Raw genomic sequence first — 20957 nt, forward strand, 5'->3', positions numbered from 1 at the left:
AAGTTTAATTATCTAAATCACTCTGCAAAGATAATAAATAAATATTTTCGTTATACACTGAAAAACAACGAATATATAATTATTAACAAAGTGTGAACACTCGTATTTTATAATTATTTTACAGTCTCTGATTCCTTAAAGAAAACTATCAAATCTTAATTGATAAGCATAAGTGGCAGATAAACAGCAGATAAGGCGATCTGTATCTCTATTGGCAATAGAGATACAAATAAAGGGTAAAAAAAATGAGAAAAACAGCCTTGCTGATTTTACTTTTCTGTATGCTTTGTATGCCGGATCTAATAGCTCAGAGTTATATCCGTACAGCCTCTTTCCTGTTCTCTTTTCCTGAAGGAGTTGAACTTCTGGAAGAAGATTGCGGAGATAATCAGGAGATGCTCCGGTGTATGGAAAACGAATTAATCCCCGTCAGAAGTAAAATACAGGCAGGCGCTTATCATTTGTTGATCGTAGCCCATGTCAGCGCTTTTAATTATGCTAATACCCAGGTAATCAATAAAGCATCCCGGCATGCTTCTTATATACATGCGTACATACTATCCAAACTGGCAATCCCGGAAGAATCTATGGCTTTCTATATAGACCGGAGCGGCGATTATCGCGATAAGGTACATGTCTACCTCGTCCGTTCACCTCTGCCGGCGTATGCGAATATGGCGATTTGTTACAGTGAGGAAGATTCACCGGAAGCCATGAAAAAAGAGATAACCCGCTATGGAGGTGTTCCTTATGTCAATTTATATCGTAACGGCGAATCGAACGGATATAGGAAAGACGTTTACGTTATCAATGATCCGTTGTTCGATCGCTCGGAGGTGGATGATTACCGGCTGGCTATTCCGATACAACGGACAAAAGCACCGGTCAAATCCGAAACTCCGCTGAGAACCGTCCCGGAAGTACCGGCAAAACAACAACCTGTAAAACAACAACCCGTAAAGCAACAGACGGTACAGCAACAACCGATACAGCAACAACCGGTGATACAACAACCGGAAGAAAAGCAACCGAAAGAAAAAATATCACGGCAAGAAATACAGGCAGTACCCCGTATATCCTTGTCAACGAATCTATTGTACTGGGCTTTATTGTCACCGAACCTGACGTTCGACTGTTATTTCGGCAACGCTTTTTCCTTTCACCTGGAAGGGGTATACGCCGACTGGCAGACCAGGAGCAGCCATCCGAAAACCTGGAGTGTGTGGGAAGTCAGTCCCGAGTTCCGCTATTGGCTTTGGGGAAAGGAGTATGGTTTTACCGGGCATTACCTAGGGGTATATGGTCACTTGGGGGATTTCGATTTTATGTTCTATAACTCGAAAGGATTTGTCGGTTCCTATGAGGGTGGCGGACTTTCCTATGGGTATGTCTTTCCGCTCAATCGGGCACTTTGCCTGGAACTGGGGATAAGGGCCGGCTTCGCTCATGTGAAGTATGACACCTATTATTATGATGCACCGGCTTACTATAAAGATCAGCCCCATAAGAAGTATTACCTGGGGCCGACGGGGGCACATTGTTCGTTGATATACCGGTTTTAATGAGGGCAGAATGCAGATGAAACGGATCATACATATAGGATTATGGATTTTACTGGGAAGCCTTCCCGCCTGTAAAAAGGAATTTACCGAACCGGTCATGAGCCGTGTGCAGTTTACGTTCGATTGGGGAAAGTTACCCCCGGAAGCGCAGATCGGGGAGAATATGGGAATACGCTTCTATGCGGAAGACGGACAGGTGTATGATATGGATGGAGATACAACCTCTTTCAATGGAAGCCTGCCGGTAGGGACCTATCAGGTCCTGTTACGTAACAAACCGACACCGAGTATTGGTTTCAGGGGGGAAGAGCGTTTCGAAACGGCAGAAGCCTATGTCTCGCCTGTCAGCCGTTCGGCAGGGTTGGTCGGTCAGCCCGACTGGCTTTTTTCGGCGGCGCTGGCACGTTGCGAAGTGACGGAAAAGAAAGTCACCGATCTTTCCGTTACTCCGAAGCCGATGGTCCACCGGATCACTTTCAATGTGAAGATAACCGATCATCGTGAAATCGAGGCTGTTGCCGGCTGCTTACTGAATGTGGCGTCTGCGTTGAACCTGAGCACAGGCCAGCCGATCCCTTCCTCCGCCGGTGAAACGGATATTCCGATCGACCGTTCCGGTGAGGTGTTCAGTGGAGCAGTACTTGTCTTTACCGTATTGAAGCAGAAGGAAGGTTCGCCCGATATTCCGGATAAGAACCTGAAACTGGATATCTCTTTTGCCGACGGGACGGAAAAGACTGTGGAATTGGATATTTCCGACCAGCTAGCCGATTTAGGGGAGGAAACGGGTAACGGGGCCGAAGTAGACGTGGTTATCACTCCCGAGGGAGTCCGGCTGGAAGTCCGTATTATCGAATGGGTAGAAGGAAAAGGGCCTGAGATCCCGATAAAAAATAATTAATAAGAATAGTCAAATGAAAACAACAGTATTAATGTTAAGCGGTCTGGCTCTGTTGAGCGCCTGTGCGGATAATGATATTTCCGATACTCGGGTAGAGGCAGGAATGATCCGGTTTGAATCGGGGATACAGACGAAAGGAGGACCGGTGACGGGTACGCAGTTTACGGGCGGCACCCAGGTCGGTGTATATGCACTTGAAAATCCCGGTGGGGGAATACCTGTCTGGACGGATGCGATGGATGGTTCGGCGAATAACCTGCTGATGGGAAATGTCGTATGTACCGCCAACGGTAACGGCGGCTTGACCTACGATCCGGCAAAGATGTATAAAGATGTTGCTAAATACAGTTTCTTCGGTTATTACCCTTACAGTGCGACGATAACAGCCCCGGCTACCGGTCAGTCGCCAAAGCTGGCCTGCACCTTTCAGACAACCCCGTCGGATCAGGTCGATTATATGTATGCGACTTCGGTGGAGAACCAGGGGCCGAGTAATAATGCACAGGTTTTGAAGTTTAACCATGCCCTGACACAGGTGACGGTGAAACTGATTAACGGAACAACAAAGAAACAAACCCTGAACTCGCTGACAATACATGCTCCCGGTAGCGCGACACTGGATATCAGCAACGGAACATGGAGTTCTGCGGGAGCGTCGGCAACCTATCATCTGTATGGCCCGGCTGCCGGAAAAGAGATTGCAGCGAATGCCTCCTACCTGGTGGAAGGACAGTTGATGCTTTTGCCTGTTTCGGCAGAAGGAACAGCCTATACATTCGATATGAGTGTGACGGAAGAGGGTGGTAGTACACCAACGGATAAGACTGGTCTGACATTGACCTTACCATCGGGAGGAATGAAAGCGGGGTGTTCTTACGAATATACGATCACTTACGGAGCGTCTTCCATCCAGTTGTCGACCAGTGTTACGGAATGGCAGTATGTGTTGGGCCCGGGTATTGCGGTAAAATAAATATACAGGATGAAACGGTTATTGATATATATGGTTTGTACCGTTTTGTTTTCCGGTTGTTCGCCGGAAGACAGGGCATTGCCTCCGGCTCTGGATGCTATCCGCTTCGTATCGGGTATCTCGGTAGAGGTGAGTAAGGCGACAGGTCCGGTATCGGGAACCGTATTGCAGTCCGGTAGCCGTATCGGTCTTTTTGCCGCCTCCGGTGGGAGCGGTGGCGTTGGAGGAACAGTTGTCATGAACAACCTGATGGGGACGGTCGAAGCCGAAGGGGCGATCGATTACGATCCGGTGAAATATTATGAAAAGGATAAGAAATACAACTTCTATGCCTGTTATCCGTATACAGTATCCAATTATACGGATACGGAAAAAGCTCCTTCGCTGTCTGTCAGTCTGGCACCAAATGCACAGTCGCAGGACGACTATCTGTGGGCATCCCTGCCGGGGGTAACGCCGGAGGCGGGAGGTGTAACAGGTGTCCGGAAGTTTACCTTCCGTCATGCCTTATGTCAGGTATGTGTACGGATCTGGAACGGGAGCGACAAAGAGGTATCCTTGAATAGTATCACGTTGAAAGCGCCGGGTAGCGGTGTTCTCTCATTGGGAGACGGTACATGGAGCGAAGCGAACGAGACGAAGACAAACACCTTTACCTCTTTCACGTTGTATTCGCCCACGAAACTGTTGCCGCTTCCGAAAGATGCTTTCTATGAAGTACCGGCTGCTTTGCTCCAGTTGCCTGTCAGCGAAGAAGTCATGAAGTCGCAGGTGTTCAGTATCACGATCGATGGAAAGACATACGAAGTGAAACCGACCACACCTGCAGGCGGATGGAAAGCCGGCTTCTCCTACCTCTATACGGTCTGGTACGCAACCGACGGCATCGGCTTTCAGGGTACAGTCGAATCCTGGCAACCGGTAGACGGAGGCAATGTAGATACAGGAGAAACCTAGCCAGGTAGAAACCAGGAGTAACTTTTCCCCTCTCCGAGAGGGGGCAGAGGGTGTGTAAAAATACAAACAACGAAACAAGTATTAATATTAAAAGTATAGTAACAATGAAAAATCTAATTTTATTAGCAGCGGTAGCATTTGCCGCCACAGCCTGTTCCGACCACGACGAATGGCAGAACAAACCAGATGCCAACGCCATCACCTTCGGTACAACCGTACAGGTAGAAACAAAAGCAATGGTAAGCGGAACGAATATTCCGGATGGGGAGAAAATCGGGATTTATGCGCTTACGGATGCAGCGACCCCTGCATGGGCGACGAGTAATGAAATGGACAACACCGAAGCTACCTCGAACGGTTCGGGAGGACTGGATTATTCTCCGCTAAAAACTTATACGGAGGATAACATCTATAACTTCTATGCCTATTATCCGCATACAACGGCTGATGCTTCCGGTGATGGTATAAAAGTTCCTACTGCCGGTGGTTCTCCCAAACTACAGGTCACATTGGTCAAGACTCCGGATGCACAGGTTGATTATATGTACGCCGTACCTATTGAGGGTTATAAACGTACAACCGCGGAGGCCGGTAACACTCAGAAACTGGTATTCAAACATGCCCTGACACAGGTACGTTTCAAGTTCAAGAATACGGAGACTGCAAATAAAGTCACCATCGTAAATATCCAGATAAAGGATAATGATAAAGGCACCATGAGTATCACTGACGGTAGTTGGAGTAATTTAAGTGCAACCGGTGCTAGCGGTAATATTTTCACCCTTTACCAACCGGTAGTCGCTGCAGAAGTCACTGCTGCATCTACATTAGACATTCCCAAACAATTGATGTTGTTTCCCAAATCAGGTGCTGAAATGGCGGCAAATACTGCATCCGGTCTGTCTTTTGTTCTGAATTTGAAAGACGCTAGCGACCAGGATAAGGCAGTAACGATCGCTCCCAAAGTTCCTGCCACCGGTCTTGAAGCAGGTAAATCCTATCTGTACACCTTATTATATAGCGAAACAGCCAAAGACTTCATCACCCTTTCTACCGAAGTCGTCGATTGGGTAGATGCCACAGGTGGCGATCTGCCGGTAGTACCTAATTAATTATTTGTAGGGGTGGGGTTTGCCCATCCTTTACAATAATAAAAAACGTTCTTTGACATGATGGGGTTCAGGTAATATAGGCGATGTTATCTTTTTTACTATCTTTGTGATAGTAATCCTAAAAAGAGAGGAGACTTATATGACAACACTGGAATTAGAGGCGCGCAAGGCAATGCTGGTACGTGATATATTGACAGAAGTAGATGATATGGATTTGTTGAAGAAACTTCAGCATGCCTATGAGAAATTAAAAGGGCAGGCTGGCAAGGAAGCGACGATCAGTAAAGAAGAACTTCTGGCAGGGATCGATGCCGGATTGAAAGATGTTAAAGCCGGAAGAACAAGACCCGCCAGAGAGTTACTCGATGAATTATAATATTGAAATCGAGAAGGAACTGGAAGATCTGCTTAAAAAGAACGACCTTATTTAGTAAAAGAAGTAATATCCCTTTATATCTGAACCCCATTATCTGTTAAAAGATGATGGGGTTTTTTATGATCCCCTATCATCATCGGGAGTCAGTTACCCCAGTTATAGGTTCATTTGCCGTCGGTTTTAACCGACGGATTAGTAAATGCTCTCTCTCTCTCTTTGGACTTTAGTCCCATTTAAACAGTCTCTCTATGTGAAGAGAAATGTGGCTAAAGCCAATAACAGAGAAACAACTTGTAAACCGTCAGTTAAAACTGACGGCAAATGAACCTGTAATGGCGAAGTCACATTGATAAGGGGATAGCGACCTCTGACTTTGATAAAGGGATAGCTCACATCTGATAATATCTGCAACAAACAATATTGAAACAAACATGAAAACAACCCATTTATTACTATCCATCCCTTTGGCGCTCTTAGTGGTCAGCGGATGCACCTCGGATGAACTGCTGGAAAAACCGCAGATCAACGAGAAGGGGGAATATGCCGTTCGTTTTAGCGGTAATATGGATATGACATTGACAAAAGCTAATACTACGGATGTCGCAACAGGAGTAAAAGCGACGATCTCCGCATATACGAAAGATGCTACTGTTACCTCTACAGATGCTATCGTCTCAAAAGGATATACAGTGGGTTCGACAGTCGGTACATTTGAAGGAGATGCTAGTTATGTTATGTATCTCCCCAAAGGAGATTATGACTTTTATGCGGTATCTACTAATTCAGCTATTGCTGCACCGGTATTTACCAGCGGTGTTTCTGATGTATTAGCCAATGGAGTGGACTATATCTGGGCTACTTCTGCAAATTTTAATGTCCCGACAAATACGGATAAAGTGGTTACCCTTGATTTCCATCGCAAAGCCGTTAAAATCATTATCAATGTTGAATCCGGTGATGGCGTGGAACTGACAGCATGGAAAGCTACGGCCGCAACCGATAATGATAATGCCACAATTACTCCGCCAGATCCGTCAACAACTGTAAAGATGAATTTGGCAGATGGAGTGATTACTTCGGCAACGACACTTACAGCAGCCGTAAATATGACAACGACAGCAGTTGTAAGTAAAAAAGCTACCGCCTCTTACATCATGCTTCCCTTGGGAAGTGGACAGAATCCCACCGTCACTCTGAATGTAAAAGTAAAAATCGGTGGGCGTGATGAAGCAGATAAACAATATACAGCAACGCTTACTGCCCCGGCATCGACCAGCAGCGCTTTCACTTCCGGTAATCAGTACACCTATACCGCAACGTTGAAAGCGAACAAGATAGAATTTACCGGAGCAACAGTGGCCAATTGGTCAGAACAGACCGGTGGTGCGCTGACCCCGACAGAACCATAAAGAGGGATGTTTGCGAACTGACTTTACGGATTTAAATATGTAATATATAAATTAATCGAACATGAACCATTCTTATCCATTATACCTATGTCTGGCTTTTCTCCTGACCGGTTGTGTTTTCGACATCGCTCTTCCGGGAGATGGCGGCGAGCCGGTTCCGGTACCTGACGAAGAAAAGGTTGCTATCTCTTTCAACAGCTCGATCGATCTGTCGACGAAAGCCACAGACACATACCTGGCAGATGGAGTACAGGTTGTGGTCTATGCCTATGCACAGGAGACGGAAGCGACTCCAATGGCAGCCGCAGTGGTCAGCCGTCCTTATGCGGCATCGGGTGGGAATGGAAATCTGACGGTTACCGGTGACGAAGGGCTTATGTATCTTGTTGCCGGCAACTATACTTTTTTTGCCTTGTCGGTCAATAAGGAGGCAGCACTTCCTGCATTAAGCAGCGGTTCGTTTTCAGAAACCGTACAATTGAGTAATCAGACCGACTACCTCTATTGTGTCTCTCATACCGCTATCACCTCCCAACCGGGAGAAACACAAAACGTCGCCCTTGCCTTTCACCGTCTGGCTACCAGCCTGAAAATAACGATTGTCAGCGAGGGTGATAACGATGAAAAGATAACGGCAGCTACGGCACCGAAAATCACTTTTGCTGCTACAAATCCGGGCGGTTCGAAAATCACCCTGGGAGCCAATCCCCCTGTCGCTGTCGGTGTGCCGGTCACCGATATTAACGCATATACGACAGTAGAAAGCGTCGGCAACCCGACCTCCGGCTTTACCGCCGAATATATCCTGCTGCCAATGAAGGCTGCACAAACCATTCCCGTGACGATCACGTTCCCGTCGATTACATTCAACGGACTGGTACAAACGGATAAAATTTATACACTGGATATAACGACACCGGACGGCGGATTCGCTTCCGGCAACCAATATACATACAAAGTAAATATAACCGGCAACGATATCGCATTCAAAGGAGTATCTGTCAATCCGTGGACAGGAAAGACCGGTTCGCTCCCCGATGAAGATGTAACTGAAGATTAGAGAAACCATGATATATACAGGAACTGAAATGAAATACATCGTAATGATCTGTCTCTTGTCGCTGACGGGGTGTACTGCCGACAAGCTGTTTAATGACCCCGACCCCGACGGAGTGCTGCCGGAAATTCATTTCCGCACCTCTGCCGGAACCCGGACCGACCGGGAAAATCTGGTGGATGCAGCAAAGGTACGTATCCATCCCTACCGACAGAAATCAGGCGTTACAAGCCCGGTGATCGTGCCTAAGGAGTATACGGTAAGCGGAACCGAATTGGTTCCCTCCGGCGACGCTGCTAAAGCCATGATCCTTCCTTCGGGTACATTTGGCTTTTATGCCATATCAACCAACAGTAGTACGGAAACTGTCCCGGAGTTTGACACGACGGCGACCGACGGCAAGCCCGTTATGGGGGATGCCGTCAACGGGAACGGCACGACGAAAGCGATCCTGAAAAATGGTGTCGATTATCTGCATGCAAAGGGCGATAAGGCCATACAATTCGGAACGGCCAGTATCGAAGTCCCCCTGCAGTTTGCCCATAAAGGGACACAGGTACAGTTGACGATCATATTCGGTGGAAACGTAGGGGCGGAGAATGCGAGTGCAGCCGAGAATTTTGCCCTCGCCAAGGTCTATGTGCAGCAAACCGATCCGGCAAATTCATATATGCGTCTGAATTCGGGCGAGATACGTTTCAACAATTTAACGGGTGGTTCACCCATCGCATGTAATGTAACTACCACAAATGGTAAAGAACAGTTGACGGACTATACGAATATGGCATCGATGCAGGTGGTCAAACTGGATAACTATCAATCGGCATCGACTACTCCGGCGACACAGGTCGCTACCTATAATATGTTGCCTTTGCTGGGAGCTTCAGCTGGTAATGTTCAGAAATTGTGGGTAGCGGTGGTAGTGACAAATATTTGCATAGGAGGTACAATATATGCCACCCACACTTATACCGGGAAACTGGATGCCAGTGCCGGCTGGAACCCCGGGGAAAGTAACCGGTATACACTGACCTTGTCGGGCAGTGAGATAAAGTTCAGCGGCGTGACTGTCGATTCGTGGGTGTCGGGTAGTGCCGGAGGTGAGATAGGAGATATTACGGACAATTAATCGGAAAAGAAGAATGAAGGGGATACAATGGATAGGAGGTGGCATCATGCTGCTCTGTTTTGGGGCATGTACGCATGATAAATGGACGGACTTCTCCGACGGGGCGGTGGAACTGGGTTTCACCGCTTCGACAGAGAAGCCGGAAGTGAGCCGTACCCTCGGAGGGACGACGGCGTTGACGGATGGGGCCAATGTGGCGGTACATGTCTGGAAAGGAGCGACTCCTTCTGAGATGCAAAAAGCGGCTTACTCCAATACGTACACGGTTCGGAATAACGCTGCGGGAACAGCCGACGAATTAGTACCGACCGGTGGAGCCATGAAGGTGGAGAGTGCCGCTGGATACCGTTTCTATGCTTTGTCGACCAATAGTGCCCAGGTTGCCGTACCTGGCTTGAGTAGCAATTGCCGTACGGTTTCACTTCGTAACGGTGTCGATTATTTGATGGCAGTAAATGACAATGGCGGTAGTGGCTTTTCCATATCGACTACTTCAGATCTGATCCCTCTGGCTTTCCGCCATCTGGCAACTCAAATCGTATTGAAGGTCAGCCCGGCCGGCACGAACGGATATACAACTGCTTCGGGGCTGGTTGTCGGTATTGCGGCTGTCGACAGTACGGACAGTTATATCGACTTGTCCGCCTCCTGGTCGTCGAGTTCCTCTGCACCGTCTACCATGATCTACTGGCCTGCGCGTGCCACGACCGATGGAAGCGATCCGGTTCCTGCTACCGGTGGTGTGCCGCTGGAACAACCCGACGGACAGCAGAAAGAGGCAGTGAAAGGGGATGACAACCTTACTTTTACCGTCTCCTTTATCCTGCTTCCGGTGTCGACGACTGCCAGAGGTATTCCTTTGCAGATGGATTTTACCGGGTTGAGTTTTGACAACGGAACAAATACGTTACCCTCGAAAAGCTATACAGCGCGTATGATGGCGACGGGCGATGCCTCCGAACTGGTTCTGAAAGGAGGATATACATACACTTTCGACGCAACCATCACACGTAACTCCGCCAGCTTCTCGCTGCCGAGGATAGATCCCTGGGTGGTAGACGGCGTGAATCTGGATGAGATCGTAGAAGTGGACCCGATATAAAAGACAGACAGGAAAATGAAAACAGGATATATTATACTATTGCTATTGCTATTTACTGCTTGCCGGGATCAGGCGGACCTGCCGAATAAGGATGCCCGTTATCCCGTCAGTTTCACCTTGCCGGAAATAGCGGCAATAACACGGGCAACGGTCGCTGAAGAGACGGTGCTTGCAGCCGGTGATAAGGTGACGATTGCCGCTTATAACCCTAATACGAAGGCTTTTGTGGCGCAAACCCAGTATAAGGTAAATGTTGCCGGAAACGGTTTGGAAGTTGACAATTCGTCGGATATGTTCCTTTCGGCAGGTACCTACGATTTTTGTGCGATCGTACCCGGACAGACATTGACCGGAGACGGGCGTTACGGAAAGATCGGACCACAGGTCGATGCACTGGGATCGACGACCCGTGCACAAATGCGTTCGGAAGCAACAACGATCACGCTGGATAATTTGAAGCACTTGGCTTCGCAGATCACATTTACAGTACGTGTGGTAAAAGACAACACTCCGATTACTGCATTTGATGTTGTACAGATCGAGATCGAGGATATGGTGACCTATACGGATGATCAGGGTAATGTGTTGGTAGATAACTATCGTTTACCGGAAAATGAACTGATTATTCCCGGAGTAGGTGAAACGGAGCGTTATACCTCCATCTATATACAAAATGATGCAAGTGACCCGACATTTGATTATCATGAAAATGATCCGAGCGGAAGAACCGGTAAGCATTATAATATCCAGAAAAAGCCGTTGATCGTTTATCCGAGAACGAACGGATCGTTTAAAGCCAATATAAGACTCAAGATAGCAGAGGGTAGTAATTCTCCGGTCGAAACAAATGTCTCAGCTAAAATCAACCACCTGGCTTTTGAGCCGGGTAAGCGATATATGTTTGAGGTGAATTATGGCTGGGATTTCGTGAAGTTTATAGTCACTGTCTCTCCCTGGACTACAGTAGACAATAACCAGGGACAGGTCGGTAGCGGTGAACAGGAAGTCAGTACATCTTATTCGGTGGATGAATGGGGAAGCCTGGTCGAACTGGGTGGAGATTTGGGAGGTGCGTGATGTCGGGCTATACATATTTATATAAGATGAACAAACTGATATATTATATAGGAATACTCTTGTTACCGGGATTACTTTTTACGACCGGTTGTTCGCAGGAAGAAATGAGGGGGAAGACAGACGGGACAGATGTTGAAGACGGAAGTTTTGTTCCGGTCGCTTTCAGTATCGACCCCGAACCGTTACTGGTGATCATGGATATGGAAACCGACGGGGAAAGTTTACTGTCAACCAAAGTGGGAAATGAAGATGTAACAATCAATAACCTGACCGTGCTTCAGTTTAATTGGGATAAGGAGACTGAGGGTGGCGATGGGGCGACTGCCAAATGTGTTACTTCCCGTTATCTGCGTGCTCCGGAGCCGGAAGATGGAACGGTGAATGTCTATTCTATCGGGTTACGTGCGCAAACGACCCAAAAGCAGCATCTTATTTTTCTCGCGAATGCAGGTCCCATTTTTCAGCAATATGAAGGGAAAACATTGGCCGATTTCAGAAAAGAGACAGTGACATTGGAGCAGAAAACAACCAGCGGAGATAATGTGCTGATGATCGGAGATGTCGATGTTCCGGTCGTTTCAGAGTTGAATACAACTCCTTACGGATTAACCTTAAAAAGGTTGGTTGCCTGCGTTCATTTTAGTTGGGCCGCGAAACCGACAGTAACGAATACAACATTTACCCCTTCTGTGCTGCAGCTGAAAAATGTCCCGAAGGTTTTGAAGTACATTGATGGAGTAGAGACTGCTGCAGTTGATTATCCGGAAAAAGTAGCAGGTAATTTTAAGGATTATACCCCTATTGTAGACCGTATCGACGACGGTTTTACGTGGTATATTCCGTTGAATCGCCGTCCCGGAAAAGGAACTGCCGTTACCAGCTGGGAAAAAAACGGCGAGAAAGCTCCCGATAATTACTGTACTTATATAGAATTGGCTGGCGTTTACCGTACGCCCAATATGCCTGACCAGTTAGCGACTTACCGTTTCTATATCGGGGAAAATCAGACGGATGATTATAATGTTTATCAGAATCATACGTATGAAGTCAAAGCGGAGATAACCGGTGTGAATATGTTCGATAAGCGGGTTACCCGAAAGAATTTCAGCTACTATCAATCGGCAAATTCTTTTCTGATAGCACCTGTGAAAGATAATGAGTTATCATTCAGTCCGTATACTGCTCCGGGGATAGATGTGAATGGTACAGGGATAATTTATAAGGCTCAGTTGATTGAAGATCGTTACAGTAAAATTTCTGATGTGAAATTGATCTGGCAGACATCTACGGATCTGGTATCGGTTTCGCATGGGCAGGGAATGATTTATGTAAAACCAAATGAACAAGCTATTTCTGGCAATGCGTTGATCGGTGCTTATGATGAAGAGGGTAATGTTATATGGAGTTGGCATATCTGGGTGACGGACTATGCCGGTATTATCAATGATAACGAAACGAATGTATTAGTCGGTACACGACAAACGTATAACAATCTCGAATGGATGGATAGGAATTTGGGGGCATTGAATACTTTAACGATAGCCGTGCCTGAATTGATGTTCCAATGGGGCAGGAAAGACCCGTTCCTGAAAGATAATATGTATACAGCTAACGGAGGTTCATTTTCTTTCTCAACTGTAACAAGTCCTGTTGATCCTTTTCTTTCTTCGATCAAAGAACCGGCTACATTTTATAAAGTAACCAGTCCCGGAGCATGGTATGGCGATCCCGGAGAAATAGAGGATTTATGGCAGGATAATGCAAAAACAGTATTCGATCCTTGTCCTTATGGTTGGAGAATACCGAAAAATGGTAGTTGGAATGGCTTTAAGCAGAACGTCAATTTCTTTACATGGTATTATGACAGATATTCTGAATATCTGACAGGTATAGGTGAAAAAGCTATTTATCGGTTAGGTGGTAGGATCCAATATAATGATGGAAGTTTACAGCCTTTGAGAACACATGGATATTTATGGTCGTCTACTTTGTCGGAAGGAAGTGATAATGCTTATAGTTTATATTATGAGAGTAGATCTACTGGCGGTAATTTCTCGGATGGAGTAGTCGATCCTAACCGTCTACAAAGTAAGGCTTATGGTTTGTCTGTACGTTGTGTAAAGATAAAATAAAAGAAGATGGAATACGTGTTGGAAATTATACGAAAATGTTTGTTGCCGGTACTATTGTCTTTGGCAATGGTCGCTTGTGAAAAAGAAACGGGCAAGTCTGAAAGTCTGAATGAAAACTATGAACCGGTAGATGTGCGGGTGGCAATGACTGTTGCCGATTATCAAAATCAGAAACAGACCCGGGGCAGCCGGACAACTCTGTCTGGAGATATGGGGAATGAAGAAAATACGATCCATAATATCACCGTCTTTCAGTTTGATGGGGAAGGAAATGATGCTGATCCGTTGGTGGTACTGCGTTATGTGGATAGTAGTCTGGATAATCTGGTGTTGGGATTAATGCAACCGAAGTCTGATCCGAATAAAGAACAGTTTATCTATTTTGTAGCCAACACCGGTAGTCTGTTACAGAATTTCAGTGGAACATACGGGGAACTGAAACAGAAACTGATTTCAGTGAATGAGGGAGGAATAGCAGACGGGATCATGGTTATGACCTGTTCTCTTAAAACAAAAGTAAATACACTTCAGGGAATTACGATTAACTTTATTCGCCGCCTGGCAAAAGTGAATGTAACATGTTCTGTAGCTACCGGGGTTAATTTTTCTCCGGCCCGTCTACAGTTAAGAAATGTACCAAAGTCGCTTGTCCTGGAAAAGACTTCTGCCATTGTTCCGGAAGCTTCAACGGAAAACTTTTTGAATTATCTATCTCTTACAGAAAATATAACCAACGGATATACCTGGTATATGCCTGAAAATATACGAGGAATGGGAACTGCCGCCGATGCGAAAAATAAAACGGCTTCGACTGCTCCTTCTGGTCAGGGCGATTATTGCACTTATGTGGAACTTAGTGGGCTTTATCAGGAGAGTGGCGCCTCAAAGTTTGTTTCGTTCAAAATTTATCTGGGTGCAAATAATACGACTGATTATAATGTAGAAGCTAATCGGGTGTATAATGTAAATATCTCTGTTGCAGGGATGAATGAGTCTGATGGAAGGCTGACAATAGAAATATTACCGACAGCCAAAGATGCTGCAAACTGCTACATGGTAGTTCCCGGAACAACCGTTGTGATTGATTTGCTGAAATCGCCGGGTGAGGCTGTTCCAAGCAGTGGCATCGATTATGCTACGCGAGTAGGTTCGAGTGAAACTAATACAAATCACATTAAAAGTATTGGTGTTTTATGGCAAACGAAGGATACTCCGGATGGTTTGATTCAGGATTTGACTTATTTGGAAGCAACAGGGCAGGCCCTGTTTAGGGTGACACCGAATGTATCAGGAAATCTGTTACTGGCTGCGTATAGCGAATCCGAACAACAGGGGACAATTCTCTGGAGTTGGCATATTTGGGTAACAGACTATGAGCCCGGAATAGGAAGTACAATCGGTAATGTTCCAGGTGGCAATGTATACAATATCTCTCAGGATGGTGGAATTTGGATGGATCGGGATTTGGGGGCATTGACTGCAACGCCAGGACAAGCAACAACACTTGGATATGCTTATCAATGGGGTAGAAAAGATCCTTTCCCTATGAGTGGTAACATTTCTACTAGTGTTTTGCGTCCTCTTTATGATGCAAAAGGAGATTATTTGCGGTCGGGAGTTGCGGTAGAAGAGAGAAATTCACCGGAACAACTTATTGTAGACAAGTCAATCTCGGAACCTTGGATTTTTTATACAAATGCGATAACAAATCATAGTGGCAGTTCAGGATATTGGTGGGGTGGTAGTTCTATAGATGTTCCATTATGGTCTGATAACTCAAAAACGATGTATGATCCTTGTCCTGCCGGATGGCGATTGCCATCGGGTGCAATTGCGACTAATATGGCTGGCTATACGATGAGAAATTGGAATGGAACAAATTATGGAGCATATTACAGAGGAGTTTCCTGGTACCAATATTATGGTTATCTGCTTTATAATACCGGAGCAATTGGAGAACCCGGTGCAACCGGGGTTTATTGGTCTACGACTGTTCGTAAAATGTATCAATTGGGTCAAGGTCATTCAACAATAGAAAGTGGTAAACGAGATTGTGATTATGGTTTTATCGGTCGTTGCGTGAAAAAATAAATAAAAGTAGAGCAATATATAAATGATAAAATATGAACAAACAACAACTCTTACAAGGATGTCTGGGTTTCGGTCTGGCATTCACCTCATGCGGTAATCACAAACAGATTGCTTCAAATGATGGTATTTCGGATCGGATCGTTATACCGGTCGAACAGGTAACGGTAAGTGAAGAAACGAATTCCGGTCCTGAAGTACGTAACGTGAAAATTCCACTGATACGGCTGGATGCTACTACCGTTTACCGGCAAATGCTGGTGTATGCCGATCCGATGGATGATTCAGGGGGGAAGGTCTTTTCTGAGCATCTGACTGCTTTTATCGACTATCCTGCCGGAAGTGTCACTTTGAATCCCAAATACGGGAATAACCGTGCCGAACTGGAAAAGCTGAATGACCGGCTTCGTCCGTTACTCGGTTCGCGGGAAGGACTGCGGATCAGGCTGACCGGTTATGCGTCGCCGGATGGGGGCACGAAAGTGAATGAACAACTGGCGGGGAGCCGGACGATTCAATTTAAAAATTATTTGTTGAAACAGTTTGCACTGCCTAACGACGGTACGGTTTCGGTCGATTGGGCCGGTGAGGACTGGGAGGGGTTGCGTCAGGCTGTATCGACTTCGGGCAAAGACTACGCGAAACGGGTATTGCCCATTCTGGATGGAACGACCGATCCGGACAGTCGGCGTAAACAACTGCGTGCCTTGGATAAAGGGGTTGTCTATAAGGAGCTGGAAAGAACCTGTTTTGCCCGGTTGCGCCGTATCGAACTGGAAGTAACGGCAGAACAGGAGGTGAAACGGCAAAATACCGCCGACCTGGATGAACTGGCGGCGCGAGTGTATTCGTCTCCGAAAACCTTGTCGATCGAAGAGTTACTGCAAGTCGCTTCACTCTACCGGCCCGGTACGGAGCAGTACCGCGAAGTGTATGAATTGGCCGCTTATCGTTTCCCGGATTGCCGGGTGGCGCAGCTGAATGCAATGGCTTCGTCGCTGGCAATGGGGGATAGGGAGGCTGCCCGTTACTTTTTGCAGCGATGCGAAGGAGATCCCCGCTCGTATATCAATCAAGGTGTTTTGTTGCTGATGGAAGGCGATGCGGACAGTGCCTGCGAGTATTTCCGTAAGGCGATGCCCGAAAATCCGCGACAGGCAAGGGCAAACTTGTCGGTTGCTCGCGAATTGATGGGAAAGGAGATAAGCTATGAATAAAAATGAACTGGCACGTGCTATACAGCATGCACGCGGCTGCTCCATGACGGAAGCGACAGAGTTGCTCGACATGTTCATGAGAGTGTTTTCCGAACAACTGGAACAGGACCGTTCCATCAACCTGCAGGGTTTCGGCGTATTGAGCCCCTGGCACCAGTCTTCCCGTCTGGCACGAAATCCTAAAACCGGGGAGGCTGTTACCATCGCCCCGCGTATCAGTGTGAAATTCCGTCCGGGGAAATACCTGTTGGATTCATTGAATAAACGGAAATAAATCAAGATGTGTCTAAACAAATAAACCGGACGCAGATGACGCAGATGACGCAGAGTTTCGCAGATAGATTAATTATTAATAAAAAAAGTCTGCGTTAATCTGCGCATTCTGCGTCATCTGCGTTCGGTAAATCTCATTTTTTATTCTCGTACATCCTAGCGGGGGCAGGCGAGGGACTTCACCCTTTCCTGCTAAACTATATATTATATGTACGAAGAACTAAAAGCATTGTTCGGAAAGGAAACGCCTTCCGTCAATAAGTTTGATGCCCTCCTAAGTGAATTACCCCCTGTCAGACGTTTGTATTACCTCCGCTTAGCTTACAAAGCGGCCTTCAGCGAATGGGATATAATGACCGTACGTTACCAGGTTTTTCTCACCCGTTTGTTTACCCGCGATTGGCAGCGGACACTTAATTTCCTGCTGGAATACACCGTACTCGGTACCTTACGTTTCGACCTTCAGCAACCGGACATCATCCTGCGTTTTATCGCCCAAATGGAAAAACGCAGGCCCGATTACAAACCCTCTTTGGTCCACCTGGCCTTTTCCCTGCTTCTGACCCTCTCTTATCAGGGATCGGTGGAGTACCTGGGCGACAAGCTGCGTGAAGAATGGCTTACCGCTGAAGATCTTAATATGTTGAACGACAAGACCGAAGTCACGGATGAACCGGGACACATGCAGTCTCGTGTGAAATAAGTATAAAACAGCAATGGAATGAACGACGGTAATACGGTCGGATTAATAAGGCTGTTGGCGTAACCAGATAGCAAAGAAGCGATCGTAAACGATATAACCGGCTTCTGTCCGGTAGACCATTTCCATTTTCGTAAGTGTACGAAGAGCAGAATTTACACTGCTGGCGGCTTTCAGCTTGTATTTGGAAATGAAAGAACCGGCATTGATCTCCGGTACGATCCGTTCCTTTGCTATCGCTTTGATTAAACGTATAGCACCGGAAGTATAAGCTGCCAGTAAGTTTTGATAACCATATTCATTTTCTGCGACGATTTCACGTATAGCACGACTCACCATTTCCTGATCGGGGTTTACGGAATATCCATACAGACGGTTTAATATGGCTTGGATATACCATGTATGCCCTTCGAACTCATCGTAAATGCTGGAAAAAGTATCTTCATTTATAAGGAGGTTTTGTCTGGCAAACCAAGTAGCGGCGAAATCGTAATAAGCCTTTCTGTCGATACACCCGATGGTTATTGTCTGCGTACTTTGATAAAAAGGACGTTTGGTCGACAAAAACATTTCCTGCATAACATGCTGTTTACTGCCGGCAAAAATAAAACGGACATTAGGTAAAAACTGAATGTAAGAACGTAACAAGGCTTCTACCCCTTTTTCCGGATATTCCGTGATTTGCTGGAATTCGTCGATGGCGATATAGCAACGTTTTTCCGACGATTGCAGGTAATTGAATATCTCTTTTAAAGTAGTTTCTTCTTTATCTGTGGCAATATCGATACTGACTTCCGGCATGCCTGATAGCTCATCCAGCGTAAAAACAGGGCGGCAACTTTTAATGAACCGGTTGATCCGTGATATCGCTTTTTGAGGTATGGAGTCGAGGCTGCCTAATACGGTGCTGGCGAATACCTGCACAAATTCATTCAGGTTTTGTGTCGAATAAATATCGAGATAAAGAGTGATAATGTCGGGTTGTTGTTCATGTAACTTATAGAAAACATGCTTAATCAATCCTGTTTTACCCATACGCCGGGGAGCAACAAGCGTCAGGTTGCGTTCGTTGTATAGAGCATTGATTATTTGCCCGGTTTCCTGTTGTCTGTCACAGAAATAATCAGGGCCGTAATATCCTGCTATCAGGAAAGGATTGTTCGGTTGAATTGTTGACATATCTTCATTGCGTAAATTGCGTAACGCAAATTACGCAATAAAGATCGAAGTGTGCAAATATTCCCGGAGGAAGTTATCCGGCTGTTCTTATTATCGCGGAAAGGTGACTTGACGGGTATCATATCTTTGTTATGTGTTCAACACGTATTAATAACTAATACATTATTAATTATGGCAATGAAGTTTAAATTGGTTCTTAGAAAGAACATGGGACCGGATCAGGAAGAGGTACCTATGAAGGTGTATGCACAGATGGTGTGCGGCGATTATGTGCCTTTCGAAGAGTTTGTCGAAGAAATAGCCGATAGTTCCGGGGTTGGTAGTGCCGGAGTAAAAGCGGTGATCGACCGTTCGGTAGTTATCCTGGTTCGTCATTTGCAGCATGGGCGAAGGGTACATTTTGGGGATCTGGGGCATTTTCGCTATAACTTTGGTTCGGAGGGGGTGACGGATGAAAAGAGTTTTACGACAAGCATGATCCGCGAACCGAAAGTTCGTTTCTTTCCCGGCAAAGAGTTGCGTGTTGCCAAAAGCCGTACGAGCTTCGAAAAAGTGTCGTTGGATAAAAAGGACGAAGGCGAAGGGGGTGGTGAGGGCGACAGACCGGAGATTGAGTAATTGAGAATTGAAAATTGGCAGTTGACAGTTAAAAGACGGTGTATTATGAAACGGTTGACAGTTCAGTTGATTATTGCAATCCTGCTCACATTGAGCGGGATTGTTCTTCTCTTCAGCGGATTTTGGATCGATCCGCAGGGATTGATAGATAATAGCGTATTGGTAGCTTTCGGAGAGATCAGTACGTTTGCGGGTGCCCTTTTCGGGGTCGATTATTCCTACAAATTTAAAATCAAGAACAATGAATAACATAAATCACAAAACCATGTTGAGCGATCATTTCGCCCTCGAAGAGTTCACCTACAGCCGTATTGCCGTAGAGAATGCCTTGGACAACACTCCTCCGGCCGAAGCTAAGTCTGCTTTGCAATGCCTGGTCACCTGCCTGTTGGAACCTTTACGCCAATTATACAAAGCCCCGATCGCCATCCTGAGTGGTTATCGCAGTGAAGCCGTGAATCGTTTGGCGGGTGGTGTCTCCGCAAGCCAGCACAGAAAAGGTGAAGCCGCAGATTGCTATATTGCCGAAGGTCCGGAAATGTTACTCTCCCTCCTGAAACGTTCAGGCCTCCCTTTTGACCAGGCTATTCTCTACAAACGTCGCCGTTTCCTGCATCTCTCCCTGAAACAGTTCGGCAGGAACCGGATGCAGGTGCTCGTTTATATGGTTTGTGTGGTTTGTTTGTTTTCGGGTTGCGGGTTAAGAAGGAATACAAAACAATCGGAGAATTACAGTTATGAAGATTCGGCTTATTTGATTTGTAACGACAGTGTATTATTACAAAAGCATTCTGTCTTGCGTGATTCCTTATCCTGGGAAATAAAAAAGATAGAATATCTCCCGCCGGACAGTTCCGGCAGGCAATCCTTGCGAAGTGTCCTTATTGCCCGGCTCCTCCATTCAGGAAGCAGAACGGATAGTCTTACTACTCAAACCTCTTCGCAACAATCCTATACCACACACATGAAGGAGCAGGTCTATAAACAGAAAGACAGTTCTACAATAAGTTATGGTGTGATAGTTAGGCTTGTGGTTGGAGTTTGTATTCTCATTACAGGTATTATTTATATTAGAAGATATAGATCGTGAGATTG

Annotated in this window: 20 protein-coding genes; 19 read left to right on the forward strand and 1 reads right to left on the reverse strand. The window is 46.2% G+C overall.

Features of this window, described 5'->3' with window-relative positions; translation table 11 throughout:
* Positions 1–245: 245 nt before the first annotated feature.
* From DWW23_RS06300 to DWW23_RS06375, 16 genes are all read left to right on the forward strand, one after another.
* Positions 246–1562 carry a DUF3575 domain-containing protein gene (locus DWW23_RS06300; RefSeq protein ID WP_122352429.1) on the forward strand — a complete coding sequence of 439 codons (1317 nt, stop codon included), beginning with the start codon at positions 246–248 and terminating at the stop codon, positions 1560–1562.
* Positions 1563–1578: 16 nt separating this feature from the next.
* Positions 1579–2463: a DUF5119 domain-containing protein gene (locus tag DWW23_RS06305; RefSeq protein ID WP_158583160.1), complete on the forward strand. Its 885-nt coding sequence runs from the start codon at positions 1579–1581 to the stop codon at positions 2461–2463.
* Positions 2464–2476: 13 nt separating this feature from the next.
* Positions 2477–3436, forward strand: coding sequence for a fimbrillin family protein (locus DWW23_RS06310; RefSeq protein WP_122352431.1), 960 nt, complete (start codon positions 2477–2479; stop codon positions 3434–3436).
* 9 nt (positions 3437–3445) lie between these two features.
* Positions 3446–4393 carry a fimbrillin family protein gene (locus tag DWW23_RS06315; RefSeq protein ID WP_122352432.1) on the forward strand — a complete coding sequence of 316 codons (948 nt, stop codon included), beginning with the start codon at positions 3446–3448 and terminating at the stop codon, positions 4391–4393.
* A gap of 104 nt (positions 4394–4497) precedes the next feature.
* The gene (locus DWW23_RS06320; RefSeq protein ID WP_122352433.1) at positions 4498–5505 is read left to right on the forward strand and encodes a fimbrillin family protein; all 1008 of its coding nucleotides are present in this window, start codon (positions 4498–4500) and stop codon (positions 5503–5505) included.
* A gap of 139 nt (positions 5506–5644) precedes the next feature.
* Positions 5645–5881: a hypothetical protein gene (locus tag DWW23_RS06325; protein WP_122352434.1), complete on the forward strand. Its 237-nt coding sequence runs from the start codon at positions 5645–5647 to the stop codon at positions 5879–5881.
* Between the two features lie 431 nt (positions 5882–6312).
* On the forward strand, positions 6313–7290 hold the full coding sequence (locus DWW23_RS06330; protein ID WP_122352435.1) for a fimbrillin family protein: 978 nt from the start codon (positions 6313–6315) through the stop codon (positions 7288–7290).
* 61 nt (positions 7291–7351) lie between these two features.
* Positions 7352–8350 (forward strand): fimbrillin family protein, encoded by a 999-nt coding sequence (locus tag DWW23_RS06335; RefSeq protein WP_122352436.1) that lies wholly within the window; start codon positions 7352–7354, stop codon positions 8348–8350.
* 28 nt (positions 8351–8378) lie between these two features.
* On the forward strand, positions 8379–9476 hold the full coding sequence (locus tag DWW23_RS06340; RefSeq protein WP_158583161.1) for a fimbrillin family protein: 1098 nt from the start codon (positions 8379–8381) through the stop codon (positions 9474–9476).
* A 13-nt stretch (positions 9477–9489) separates the two neighbouring features.
* Entirely contained in the window at positions 9490–10578 is a 1089-nt protein-coding gene (locus tag DWW23_RS06345; RefSeq protein WP_122352438.1) for a fimbrillin family protein, read from the forward strand.
* A 15-nt stretch (positions 10579–10593) separates the two neighbouring features.
* Positions 10594–11655, forward strand: a complete 1062-nt coding sequence (locus DWW23_RS06350) for a hypothetical protein (protein WP_122352439.1) — start codon at positions 10594–10596, stop codon at positions 11653–11655.
* A 26-nt stretch (positions 11656–11681) separates the two neighbouring features.
* On the forward strand, positions 11682–13787 hold the full coding sequence (locus tag DWW23_RS06355) for an FISUMP domain-containing protein (protein WP_158583162.1): 2106 nt from the start codon (positions 11682–11684) through the stop codon (positions 13785–13787).
* A 6-nt stretch (positions 13788–13793) separates the two neighbouring features.
* Positions 13794–15878, forward strand: a complete 2085-nt coding sequence (locus DWW23_RS06360) for a DUF4906 domain-containing protein (protein WP_122352441.1) — start codon at positions 13794–13796, stop codon at positions 15876–15878.
* 32 nt (positions 15879–15910) lie between these two features.
* A complete protein-coding gene (locus DWW23_RS06365) occupies positions 15911–17092 on the forward strand; it encodes a tetratricopeptide repeat protein (protein WP_122352442.1) in 1182 nt (393 codons plus the stop codon).
* Positions 17085–17366 carry an HU family DNA-binding protein gene (locus DWW23_RS06370; protein ID WP_122352443.1) on the forward strand — a complete coding sequence of 94 codons (282 nt, stop codon included), beginning with the start codon at positions 17085–17087 and terminating at the stop codon, positions 17364–17366. Before DWW23_RS06365 ends, DWW23_RS06370 begins: the two co-directional genes overlap by 8 nt.
* Before the next feature lie 207 nt (positions 17367–17573).
* Positions 17574–18068: a hypothetical protein gene (locus DWW23_RS06375; RefSeq protein WP_122352444.1), complete on the forward strand. Its 495-nt coding sequence runs from the start codon at positions 17574–17576 to the stop codon at positions 18066–18068.
* A 42-nt stretch (positions 18069–18110) separates the two neighbouring features.
* Here DWW23_RS06375 and DWW23_RS06380 read toward each other — a convergent pair whose 3' ends face one another.
* Positions 18111–19244, reverse strand: a complete 1134-nt coding sequence (locus DWW23_RS06380) for an ATP-binding protein (RefSeq protein ID WP_122352445.1) — start codon at positions 19242–19244, stop codon at positions 18111–18113.
* A gap of 171 nt (positions 19245–19415) precedes the next feature.
* On the opposite strand from DWW23_RS06380, the gene DWW23_RS06385 reads away from it, so the two are divergent.
* From DWW23_RS06385 to DWW23_RS06395, 3 genes are read left to right on the forward strand one after another with little or no spacing between them, the layout of a single operon-like run.
* Positions 19416–19862 carry an HU family DNA-binding protein gene (locus tag DWW23_RS06385; RefSeq protein ID WP_187576561.1) on the forward strand — a complete coding sequence of 149 codons (447 nt, stop codon included), beginning with the start codon at positions 19416–19418 and terminating at the stop codon, positions 19860–19862.
* 45 nt (positions 19863–19907) lie between these two features.
* Positions 19908–20111: a hypothetical protein gene (locus tag DWW23_RS06390; RefSeq protein ID WP_122352446.1), complete on the forward strand. Its 204-nt coding sequence runs from the start codon at positions 19908–19910 to the stop codon at positions 20109–20111.
* Positions 20104–20952 carry a D-Ala-D-Ala carboxypeptidase family metallohydrolase gene (locus tag DWW23_RS06395; protein ID WP_122352447.1) on the forward strand — a complete coding sequence of 283 codons (849 nt, stop codon included), beginning with the start codon at positions 20104–20106 and terminating at the stop codon, positions 20950–20952. Before DWW23_RS06390 ends, DWW23_RS06395 begins: the two co-directional genes overlap by 8 nt.
* Positions 20953–20957: the final 5 nt, after the last annotated feature.

Source organism: Parabacteroides sp. AF14-59, from assembly GCF_003479515.1.
Taxonomy (GTDB): Bacteria; Bacteroidota; Bacteroidia; order Bacteroidales; family Tannerellaceae; genus Parabacteroides; species Parabacteroides faecis.

What these genes read in the sequence shown, in the direction of transcription:
- DWW23_RS06300 (WP_122352429.1), top strand. Translation starts at nt 246, where the DNA reads ATGAGAAAAACAGCCTTGCTGATTTTACTTTTCTGTATGCTTTGTATG.
- DWW23_RS06305 (WP_158583160.1), top strand. Translation starts at nt 1,579, where the DNA reads ATGAAACGGATCATACATATAGGATTATGGATTTTACTGGGAAGCCTT.
- DWW23_RS06310 (WP_122352431.1), top strand. Translation starts at nt 2,477, where the DNA reads ATGAAAACAACAGTATTAATGTTAAGCGGTCTGGCTCTGTTGAGCGCC.
- DWW23_RS06315 (WP_122352432.1), top strand. Translation starts at nt 3,446, where the DNA reads ATGAAACGGTTATTGATATATATGGTTTGTACCGTTTTGTTTTCCGGT.
- DWW23_RS06320 (WP_122352433.1), top strand. Translation starts at nt 4,498, where the DNA reads ATGAAAAATCTAATTTTATTAGCAGCGGTAGCATTTGCCGCCACAGCC.
- DWW23_RS06325 (WP_122352434.1), top strand. Translation starts at nt 5,645, where the DNA reads ATGACAACACTGGAATTAGAGGCGCGCAAGGCAATGCTGGTACGTGAT.
- DWW23_RS06330 (WP_122352435.1), top strand. Translation starts at nt 6,313, where the DNA reads ATGAAAACAACCCATTTATTACTATCCATCCCTTTGGCGCTCTTAGTG.
- DWW23_RS06335 (WP_122352436.1), top strand. Translation starts at nt 7,352, where the DNA reads ATGAACCATTCTTATCCATTATACCTATGTCTGGCTTTTCTCCTGACC.
- DWW23_RS06340 (WP_158583161.1), top strand. Translation starts at nt 8,379, where the DNA reads ATGAAATACATCGTAATGATCTGTCTCTTGTCGCTGACGGGGTGTACT.
- DWW23_RS06345 (WP_122352438.1), top strand. Translation starts at nt 9,490, where the DNA reads ATGAAGGGGATACAATGGATAGGAGGTGGCATCATGCTGCTCTGTTTT.
- DWW23_RS06350 (WP_122352439.1), top strand. Translation starts at nt 10,594, where the DNA reads ATGAAAACAGGATATATTATACTATTGCTATTGCTATTTACTGCTTGC.
- DWW23_RS06355 (WP_158583162.1), top strand. Translation starts at nt 11,682, where the DNA reads ATGAACAAACTGATATATTATATAGGAATACTCTTGTTACCGGGATTA.
- DWW23_RS06360 (WP_122352441.1), top strand. Translation starts at nt 13,794, where the DNA reads ATGGAATACGTGTTGGAAATTATACGAAAATGTTTGTTGCCGGTACTA.
- DWW23_RS06365 (WP_122352442.1), top strand. Translation starts at nt 15,911, where the DNA reads ATGAACAAACAACAACTCTTACAAGGATGTCTGGGTTTCGGTCTGGCA.
- DWW23_RS06370 (WP_122352443.1), top strand. Translation starts at nt 17,085, where the DNA reads ATGAATAAAAATGAACTGGCACGTGCTATACAGCATGCACGCGGCTGC.
- DWW23_RS06375 (WP_122352444.1), top strand. Translation starts at nt 17,574, where the DNA reads ATGTACGAAGAACTAAAAGCATTGTTCGGAAAGGAAACGCCTTCCGTC.
- DWW23_RS06380 (WP_122352445.1), bottom strand. Translation starts at nt 19,244, where the DNA reads ATGTCAACAATTCAACCGAACAATCCTTTCCTGATAGCAGGATATTAC.
- DWW23_RS06385 (WP_187576561.1), top strand. Translation starts at nt 19,416, where the DNA reads ATGGCAATGAAGTTTAAATTGGTTCTTAGAAAGAACATGGGACCGGAT.
- DWW23_RS06390 (WP_122352446.1), top strand. Translation starts at nt 19,908, where the DNA reads ATGAAACGGTTGACAGTTCAGTTGATTATTGCAATCCTGCTCACATTG.
- DWW23_RS06395 (WP_122352447.1), top strand. Translation starts at nt 20,104, where the DNA reads ATGAATAACATAAATCACAAAACCATGTTGAGCGATCATTTCGCCCTC.